Raw genomic sequence first — 3,410 nt, 5'->3', positions numbered from 1 at the left:
ATGGCACTCTTTTTTCACCAAACTTGTGCATAATTCAGGCTGGGTCAGGCTTAGACAGGACGGTCTTGTTGGCGGGGGGCAACAAAAAGGCGCCCCCGGAAACGGGAGCGCCTTTTCCCTACTCAGGATTTCTTACTTGTACATTGCTTTTACTCTTCCCCAGCTTGAGGGGAGAGCATCAGTCGGCGGAACGATAATGTCCGCTGGGCCTCTTGGAGATATCTGATAGCCGGCAGTGTACGGGCTGGTTGAATCGAACTGTGTAAGAATGCCGATCACATCGAAGCCGCCCGCAGGAGTATTGGTATTGATCAAAGGATGCACAGCGCATCCTGAGCCACCATAGACATAGAGTAGCGTTTTGGTGCTGCTACCGGTGTTAAGGCTATCGTTTATCGAGTAGGTTGTCGATTTCCAGAGAGGCCACCCTGTGTAGCCTGTACCGATGATCTTCACGCCCTTTATCTTAATCAATCTACCTTCGTTGGGCTCTGTATAGTCCGGCCTGAATGTGGCGACGTGATCATCCGCCGTTATCTGAAGGGGCGCGGGAAGAGGGTTGCCGGAGGAGTGGATCGTATAGCTCGTGATCATGACCTGGGTCAACCCATTGTACTGTCCAATTGTCCCGGCGACAGTAACATCATTGCCAACCTGGAGGTAACAGCCTGCTGTAAGTCCGGACTTGTAGATATTGATACCACCGGTCGCATCCTGAACAAAAGCCCTTATGTAGGTATTAGTTCCGTTCGTGAACTCGGCAGTGACTACTCCCCTGATTTCAACAGGAGTTCCGACCGCGTACGGAGCAACCGGCACGCCGTTCACATCGTTGATGTGAATGTTAATGATGTTGTCGAGAGCGTACGCTCCCGATGCGAAGACGGCAATCATCGCAATGACTATCAATCCCAGATGCTTTTTCATGACCTTCTCCTTTCAATGACCAACAGACTCATGCTGTTCGCGCATTAACTCTTTCTCTGTTCCTTTGCCTCACCTCCCTCTCTGAGATCCTTCGCACACCTTCCGGGCAGGGCCGGTGGGACCCCTGCCCGGGATGCAAAGATTCGGTGAAAACCTATCGCAGGAGAACCATCTTCATCGTTGCGACTTTGTCTCCTGCCCTTAGCTGATAGAAGTAAACGCCGGAAGCCAACTCCCGCCCGGAGTCACTTCTGCCGTCCCAAGCCTCTGTTTGAACGCCAGCCTTCACGCGTTCGCCCTTGAGAAGTGTCCTGACCATTCTCCCAGCGACATCATACACCCTCAAATCAACCCTGCTGTCCTTGGCAACCGCAAACCTGATCTCGGTGCGAGGGTTGAATGGGTTAGGAACGTTCTGGAAGAGACCGAACTCCAGTGTCCCCGGAGTCTCGCCCATGTCAGCCACGGCCGTAGGATAGAAGAGGTCAGCGCCGGTTCTGGGCTTGATCTTCCTGGCTGAGTATGTGTAGTCACAGATTCCCTGGAGCGTCAACTTCATGCCGCGAGGCGGATAGAACGTGGTACAGGTCGGACAGAAATAGAATCTGTAGTAAGAGTCACGGCCGATATTAAGAGTATCCGTCAGCGTCACCCCGTTCCACACTCTCCATTCGCCGCCCTGCCCGGTCGTGGTATCAGCAACAGTCGTATTGTTGAGTCTCACAAACGAGCCTTCCCACGATTCGGCGGTAACAGCTCCGGTCATGACCTGCTGGATGGTCACAACGTCGGGTCCGGGAAGCGGGTTTCCCGAACTGTGAATCTTCACGTAGTCAATCGAGGTCAATTCAGTCTTGTTGTAGTACTCAGCCACAAGCCCGGCAACCGTCACGCTGTCTCCAACCACCGGCTTTACCAGCGAGCCGTAGATTGCAATGCCTGACCACGGTCCCGCCTGACGCTCCTGGACAAAGAACTCGTTCGGGAACGTCGTTCCTGTCACGATTCCCCTGACAGTAACTTCTTCGACGCCTGTGCCAAGAACAAACGAGCTGTCATTCAGAGCAGATTTCGGATGCTGAACATACCACATAGGACAGACTCCGCCTCTGAATGTCATGCTCTGGAGCGGGGAAGTGGCACATCCCGTCCTATTCCCGATTTCCCAGGAAGAAAGCGTTGAGGGGAATGTGTTATTCTGGGTGCCTGTGACAAGATCCACTATTGTTGATTCTGCATTTGCAAAGGAGGCACTCACGATTGAGATGACTGCCGCTGAGCTGTCCTCCAGATAATACTTCGTGATGTCAACGCCTGAAGCATTGCACGTTGCGTCGAAATATGCCCGGACGCCGGTTTCAGAGGTAGAGTGCGCAAGGACAAGGTTCGGTGGCGAAGGGCATCCCTTCTTTACTATGTCGGAGAGATTGCAGGGCCAAATCTTGTAGTTGCCGTACTCCCACGACCAGATACCCTGGATCACGAGGAAAGTGTCCCCTACCGCGGGCAGTGCCGGAGTCGGATCGAGCATCTTGGGGCCTACCCACACTGTATCGACTTCGGAGCCGTGAGCGTGCGCCTCGACCACCCCGTATTGACCATAACCCATGGAAATGTCAACGACGACAACATTGTCGAGTTTCAGGTACACGCCTTCCCACTTCTCGGCCTTCGCAGAGTCGGCGGCCGTGTAGCCAAGGTCTCCTGTCGCAAGAAGAACGGGTGCTGGCCGACCCAATGTACCGACCTTTGTGATGGTAGGCACGTCGATCTCGGTCACGGTCAGAGGATTTCCGCCTGCAGGGTATTCCGCAGTTGTTCCGCTTACGTTTACAATGTCTCCTATTTCGACTGTAGGCGGATTGGCCCCACAGTAAACCATAACTCCGCTGAATGCACCGCCTCCCTGCTCCTGCACCCAAATCCCATATGTTGTGGGCTTGAGATCACGGCCGGTTACAACAACATTGTTCACCGTGACAGCGGTTCCGACCGGCCAGGTCCCGTACTGGATCTGGTAGCAGTCTGTGACGACTGCTGCTGCCGGCGTTGAGAACGCAATAAGACAAATAAATACACCTACGGCTGAGAGGTACAACTTAAACACTTTCATTTTCCCCTCCAACGATGTGAGCGGACTGAATCCGCACAAAAGGAAAAACCTTGGAACAGTCTGACTAGTCTTGATCACCTCCATTCTTCAGTTCAAATAAGAACCGTGTCTCCGGATACACTACGCCTTACAGCTTTTCACACAGTGAATTATACCACTTTCTGGCCCCGAATGTCAAGGAATCGATTGAGAAAGCCGGTTCTTGAGCACAGGCCCCCGGGATTGCACGATTTCGCCTGAGAAACGGAGGCCTCCGGCCTAGTTCCTGGTCGTCTGCCCGGCCCGGGAATGGTCCATCCAGGTTCGGTACTTCTGAGTGTTCAGCGACAATTAGAATTCCCGGTAACGACAATTAGAATTCCCGTTTGAT

At 53.4% G+C, this 3,410-nt stretch carries 2 protein-coding genes; both read right to left on the bottom strand.

Annotated elements, in window-relative coordinates; genetic code table 11:
• Positions 1-132: 132 nt before the first annotated feature.
• Entirely contained in the window at positions 133-927 is a 795-nt protein-coding gene (locus QME66_12990; GenBank protein MDI6809866.1) for a DUF5689 domain-containing protein, read from the bottom strand.
• A gap of 154 nt (positions 928-1,081) precedes the next feature.
• Positions 1,082-3,040, bottom strand: a complete 1,959-nt coding sequence (locus QME66_12985) for a T9SS type A sorting domain-containing protein (protein MDI6809865.1) — start codon at positions 3,038-3,040, stop codon at positions 1,082-1,084.
• Between the last annotated feature and the right edge of the window lie 370 nt (positions 3,041-3,410).

It is taken from the genome of Candidatus Eisenbacteria bacterium, assembly GCA_030017955.1.
Lineage (GTDB): Bacteria > Eisenbacteria > RBG-16-71-46 > JASEGR01 > JASEGR01 > JASEGR01.
This window is presented reverse-complemented; position numbering and strand designations above follow the sequence as displayed.

Excerpts from the sequence above, each read along its gene's own strand:
- QME66_12990 (MDI6809866.1), bottom strand. The coding sequence starts at position 927 with ATGAAAAAGCATCTGGGATTGATAGTCATTGCGATGATTGCCGTCTTC.
- QME66_12985 (MDI6809865.1), bottom strand. The coding sequence starts at position 3,040 with ATGAAAGTGTTTAAGTTGTACCTCTCAGCCGTAGGTGTATTTATTTGT.